The 6,000-nt window shown below is 39.9% G+C and carries 3 protein-coding genes; 2 read left to right on the forward strand and 1 reads right to left on the reverse strand.

The window, feature by feature from the left end; translation table 11 throughout:
- Positions 1–80: 80 nt before the first annotated feature.
- Positions 81–3,749, forward strand: a complete 3,669-nt coding sequence (gene purL, locus C4F49_RS17900; protein ID WP_196937314.1) for a phosphoribosylformylglycinamidine synthase — start codon at positions 81–83, stop codon at positions 3,747–3,749.
- A 233-nt stretch (positions 3,750–3,982) separates the two neighbouring features.
- Complete coding sequence (locus tag C4F49_RS17905; RefSeq protein WP_196937194.1) at positions 3,983–4,681, forward strand: hypothetical protein; 699 nt, start codon at positions 3,983–3,985, stop codon at positions 4,679–4,681.
- A gap of 87 nt (positions 4,682–4,768) precedes the next feature.
- Here the strand turns inward: C4F49_RS17905 and C4F49_RS17910 are convergent, their stop codons facing one another.
- The gene (locus C4F49_RS17910; RefSeq protein WP_231388369.1) at positions 4,769–5,614 is read right to left on the reverse strand and encodes a DUF4349 domain-containing protein; all 846 of its coding nucleotides are present in this window, start codon (positions 5,612–5,614) and stop codon (positions 4,769–4,771) included.
- Positions 5,615–6,000 lie beyond the last annotated feature (386 nt).

The raw sequence follows: 6,000 nt of genomic DNA on the forward strand, positions 1-6,000 counted from the left end.
TTATTGCTTTTTTACTTCGCAAAATTCAAAGGATTAACGTATTTTTGTATATTATTATTGAAGAAAATCCAAAAGCACTAATGATTCATTTCTTTGTGAACCCAAGCCATAGCGTATTTGCTGTGCAAACTCAAGAAAATCTATCCGTTGAAGATATCGCTAAACTTAACTGGTTATTTGGCAAATCAACAAAACTCGAAGAAGCTACACTTACAAATTTCTACGTCGGACCTCGTGCAGCGATGATTTCGCCTTGGAGTACGAATGCTGTTGAGATTACTCAGAACATGGGTATTGAAGGCATTATCCGAATTGAAGAGTTTCAGCCTGTAAGCGAAGATTTTATTGATTTCGACCCGATGATATCGCAGAAGTTCTCGGCATTGACGCAAGATATGTTTACGGTGAATATTACTCCGGAACCTATTTTAGAAATCGACGATATTGCGGCATACAACGCAAGCGAAGGTTTGGCATTAAGCGCGGAGGAAGTTGACTACCTAGATGGATTAGCGTCTAAAATCGGTCGCAAGTTAACCGACTCGGAAGTATTTGCTTTCTCGCAAGCGAATTCAGAACATTGCCGCCACAAGATTTTCAATGGAACATTTGTGATTGATGGTGTAGAAAAACCTTCTTCCCTATTTAAATTAATTAAGAAAACATCCGAAACCAATCCTAACGAAATTGTTTCGGCTTATAAAGATAATGTGGCTTTTATCAAAGGTCCGCGCGTTACGCAGTTTGCACCTTCGCAAGCTGATGTACCAAGTTATTACGAACAAAAGGAATATGATGCTGTCATTTCGGTGAAAGCCGAAACACATAATTTCCCGACGACCGTTGAACCCTTTGCCGGTGCAGCAACAGGTTCGGGTGGAGAGATTCGTGACCGTTTAGCTGGTGGTCAAGGTTCTTTGCCGTTGGCAGGAACAGCGATTTACATGACATCTTATTCCCGTTTGGAAGAAAACCGTCCTTGGGAGAAAGCAATGGACGAACGCCAATGGTTGTACCAAACGCCGATGGATATTCTAATCAAAGCATCCAATGGTGCTTCGGATTTTGGAAATAAATTTGGGCAACCGTTAATTACAGGTTCGGTTCTAACGTTTGAACACGAAGAAGAAGCCCGTAAATTAGGATTTGACAAAGTCATTATGCAAGCTGGCGGTGTGGGTTATGGAAAATTAGACCAAGCAAAAAAACATGCGCCGAAAGCTGGTGATAAAATTGTGATATTGGGCGGCGATAATTACCGCATTGGAATGGGCGGTGCAGCTGTTTCGTCAGCAGACACTGGAGCTTTCGGTTCTGGAATTGAATTGAATGCCATTCAGCGTTCGAATCCTGAAATGCAGAAACGTGCTGCCAATGCAGTCCGCGGTATGGTCGAATCGGATAACAATCCGATTGTTTCGATTCATGACCACGGTGCGGGTGGCCATTTAAACTGTCTTTCTGAACTGGTTGAAGACACAGGCGGTTTGATTGATTTGGATAAATTGCCAATCGGCGACCCAACCCTTTCTGCCAAAGAAATCATTGGCAACGAATCTCAAGAACGCATGGGCTTGGTAATCGGCGAAGAGAACTTGGAACAATTGAAACGTGTCGCTGAACGCGAACGCGCACCGATGTATGCGGTTGGTGATGTAACCAACGACCATCGCTTTACGTTCCAATCAAAATCTTCAGGAGAAAAACCAATGGATTACGCATTGGAAGATTTCTTTGGCTCATCGCCAAAAACGGTGATGAACGATAAAACGATTACACGCAATTATGCGGCATTAAGCTATTCGTCAGAACAAATCCCTGCGTATTTAAATCAAGTCTTGCAATTGGAAGCGGTCGCTTCCAAAGATTGGCTGACGAATAAAGTAGACCGTTGTGTTGGTGGATTGGTTGCCAAGCAACAATGTGCCGGCCCTTTGCAATTGCCTTTGAATAATGTTGGGGTAATGGCGTTGGCGTATAACAACAAAGAAGGTATTGCAACTTCGGTCGGCCATTCGCCTGTGGCGGGATTAATTAGCCCTGCTGCAGCAAGCCGTACAGCAATTGCGGAATCACTTTCGAATTTAGTCTTCGCTCCTATTAAAAATGGGTTGGCGGGCGTTTCTTTATCCGCAAATTGGATGTGGGCATGCAATAATGAAGGCGAAGATGCGCGTTTGTATGAAGCGGTTGAATCCTGTTCAAATTTTGCCATTGAATTGGGCATCAACATTCCGACAGGAAAAGATTCGTTATCAATGAAACAAAAATACCCTGACGGGAATGTTATAGCGCCTGGAACGGTGATTATTTCTGCGGCAGGAAATTGTACAGACATTACGAAAGTTGTTGAACCAGTTTTGCAAAGAGATGGTGGTTCGATATATTACATCAATTTGTCGAAAGACGCATTCAAATTAGGTGGTTCGTCATTTGCTCAGGTCTTAAATAAAATCGGTCAAGAGGTTCCGACGATTCAGGATGCTGCTTATTTCAAAAACGCGTTTAACGCGGTGCAAGATTTAGTCCTAGACGGACAGATATTAGCTGGCCACGACATTGGTTCTGGCGGATTGGTTACGTCGTTGTTGGAATTGTGTTTTGCAGATGTGGATTTGGTAGCAGAATATGACTTATCCGGATTAAATGAGGCAGACAGCGTAAAAGCTCTATTCAATGAAAACATCGGACTGGTTTTACAAGCGAAAGAAGACAATTCTTTTGAAGCTACATTGCAAGAAAAAGGCATTGAAGCCGTAAAAATTGGTTTTGCAGGAACTGGCCATACCGTAAAAATCAAAAACAACGGCGACGAGTTTTCATTTGATGTTGCCGAAACAAGAGATACTTGGTTCAAAACATCCTATTTATTGGATAAGAAGCAAACGAAAAATGGGCAAGCGGACATCCGTTTTGAAAACTATAAAAAACAGCCTTTAACCTATACATTCCCTGCACAGTTCACTGGCAAAAAACCTGAATTGGCAAGCGGTGTGCAAAAACCAAAAGCAGCAATCCTGCGTGAAAAAGGTTCTAATTCGGAACGTGAGATGGCAAACGCAATGTTCTTAGCCGGATTTGATGTGAAAGATGTACACATGACGGATTTAATATCAGGGCGTGAAACATTGGAAGATATTCAATTTATCGGTGCGGTCGGCGGGTTTTCGAACTCGGATGTGTTAGGTTCGGCAAAAGGCTGGGCTGGCGCATTCTTATACAATGAGAAAGCAAAGAAAGCCTTAGCAGATTTCTTTGCGCGGCCAGATACATTATCGGTTGGAATCTGTAATGGATGCCAATTGTTTATGGAGTTGGAAGTTGTTTATCCAGAACATGCTGAACATGGCAAAATGCATCACAATACTTCTCAGAAACATGAATCGAATTTCGTTTCGGTAAATGTGCAAGAGAATAATTCGGTGATGCTATCCACGTTAGCAGGAAGTACGCTGGGTGTTTGGATTTCGCATGGCGAAGGAAAGTTCCATTTGCCAGAGGCAGAAGAAAAATACAACATCGTCGCAAAATATGGTTACGAACAGTATCCTGCCAATCCAAATGGTTCGGATTTCAATACAGCGATGCTTTGTGACGCGACAGGACGGCATTTAATGACGATGCCTCATATCGAGCGCTCGACATTCCAATGGAACTGGGCGAATTATCCAAAAGGCCGTCAGGATGAAGTGAGCCCTTGGCTGGAAGCATTCGTCAATGCCAGAAAATGGATTGAAGAAAAAGCATAAGCTTGCTTTAGTATATAGCATTTAAATGCCTTCAAGAAATTGGAGGCATTTTTTTTGCGATGGCAATTTCTTCACGGAATTACCTAAATCAAAACCAATTTGATTTAAAAATCACTCAATGAGGTATTTACTTCTTCTGTGTTTGAAATTAATTTTGATACCATCAACTAGAATAAATGATAGGTTATACAATCCTTTATTCTTAGCATCAAATTAACTTAAAATAAAACAATATGAAAACTCCTATCCACCATGTATTGGCTTTGCTCATCAGTTTGCTATTTTTTGCTTGTGACGGAAGTAACGCTGTAGAAGAAATTAATCAGATTACCAAAGAGGAAATCCAGAAGAAAAAGATTCAGGAAATTATCCCTGACCAGTACCTAGATTCGCTGAGGAAATTAGGCTTAACCATTAATCAAGGTGTCGACCCGGTAAAAGTAGAGGGATATTTTAGCTTTACGCCTTTGATTCTCGAAGCAACAAATATTCCAAAGGATACCTACCAGCCGGGCTTTCGATTTACTGACGCAAAAATCCGCTTGTACGAACAAGATGATGATTTAAACATTAAGATGTTGGGTAGAATGGTTCTTGCTATAAGAGACACCAGCATTGCGACAGCGATTTCAGGTTCTGGAAATAATTTTACGATTTATGGAAAAATTAAATCCGACATCAACGACAAAACAGCAAATTTCGCCGTCATCATGTCGGGTGTTTATGACGGCAATGCCTTGAAAAACATTAAGTATGGCATTATTTGCATCTCCAATAAAAACCCGGAGGGTGCCAATCCATTTATAAAAGAAGGACAAGGGCGATTGGTGTTTGATAGCGACTTGGCTTCGGAACGGATTACGGAATCGGTTTTCTTAGCGCTAGGAAACAAACAGCAACAGTTGCAAAGGCATTTGGGGATGGCAAAATAAACTAACTACGTAGTTTTATTAAACAAAAAAGCGGAATTATCTTCCGCTTTTTCTGTGTATAGGCTTGAACAAGCTTCTGTATAAATTTTAAGCTCTTTTTACTTTGTAGGTTCTGTAAATATAAAAACCTGCTCCTGCCAAAAGAAACAAAACCCAAAGGTTCGATAAGGCAAGAATAATTTCCTTAAAGATAAACCATCCATTTTCCAAACTCAACAACAGGCGATTTCCAAACGAAGGCTTGTAATTGTATAGATTATCATTCGCCACCACAAAAGATTGTACGGTATTGTCTTGGTAAAAATTCAAGGTGATGGTGCTGTATTTGACTTGTGAATCAATGCTTAAATTTTCGATTTTCTTATCGACATAATCATCTTTGATGTATAGCGAAGTTCCTACGTTTGGTTCTTTTTTTGTCGCAAACTTATTGATGGTTTCGACCGCTTCTACCCTATTTTCCACTTTTAGTTTATTCGACAGGTAATACAGGCTTTGGTCATCCAACTTCATGGAGGCACTATTGACAAAAACTGCAAGCTTTGGAATCGAATTGGTAAATTCGTCCAATTTTTCTGCCGGGATTTTTGCCACTAGATAACCTTCTGTACGATAAGAATTAATTTCCTTTAATGAATCCGAAGAAAGTTTTACTTTTTGACTTTCATAGACATTGCTTTCGATTTTAAACTCAGCAACCGTTCCGCCTTTTTCTCGAATTGATTTGCTTAACTCTTCTTTGGTTTTTTGAACATCTTTAACGCGAAAGCGCATATCGGCAGTTTTAATAATTTTAGCTTCATCGATAGAATCCATTGAATTGGAATCTAGAATAGCTTCGGTGGACGCATTGGAAGAATCATATTTTTCCGCATTTTGACAAGCAAAGACCAGCGATGAGGCAACCGCCATAGCAATAAATATTTTTTTCATGATGTACGTTTTTTAAAGATTTAATCATTTTTTAAATTATTGCTTCAAATGGCCATAAGAAGTCAACGAGTTTATAATTATTGTCGTTGTTTTCAGTATATACAGAAAATTGAATTAGGTAACCCGATGGGTAATTCAAAAGTAAACATCCAAAATTCAAAAGTATGGAAAGGCTGCTATCGCATCTCCTATTTGGTTCAAAAGGCATATTTTGTAGAGATTGTAATATTTTTGTGTATTTTTCAAATTAAAAAGTAAAAATTAAAAAGTAAAAATTAAAAAGCCTTTCTAGCTGTTAATAATTTCGTTGGCACACACGTTTCTCGTGCGCTTTCTCTGCGACCAACTCCGCAAAACTCTGCGGTAAACCTTTCCAAAATAAAAGA

Source organism: Sphingobacterium hungaricum, assembly GCF_015210005.1.
Taxonomy (GTDB): Bacteria; Bacteroidota; Bacteroidia; order Sphingobacteriales; family Sphingobacteriaceae; genus Sphingobacterium; species Sphingobacterium hungaricum.

Bases quoted from the DNA above. Each gene is read 5' to 3' on its own strand.
- purL (WP_196937314.1), top strand. From the start codon at position 81: ATGATTCATTTCTTTGTGAACCCAAGCCATAGCGTATTTGCTGTGCAA.
- C4F49_RS17910 (WP_231388369.1), bottom strand. From the start codon at position 5,614: ATGAAAAAAATATTTATTGCTATGGCGGTTGCCTCATCGCTGGTCTTT.
- C4F49_RS17905 (WP_196937194.1), top strand. From the start codon at position 3,983: ATGAAAACTCCTATCCACCATGTATTGGCTTTGCTCATCAGTTTGCTA.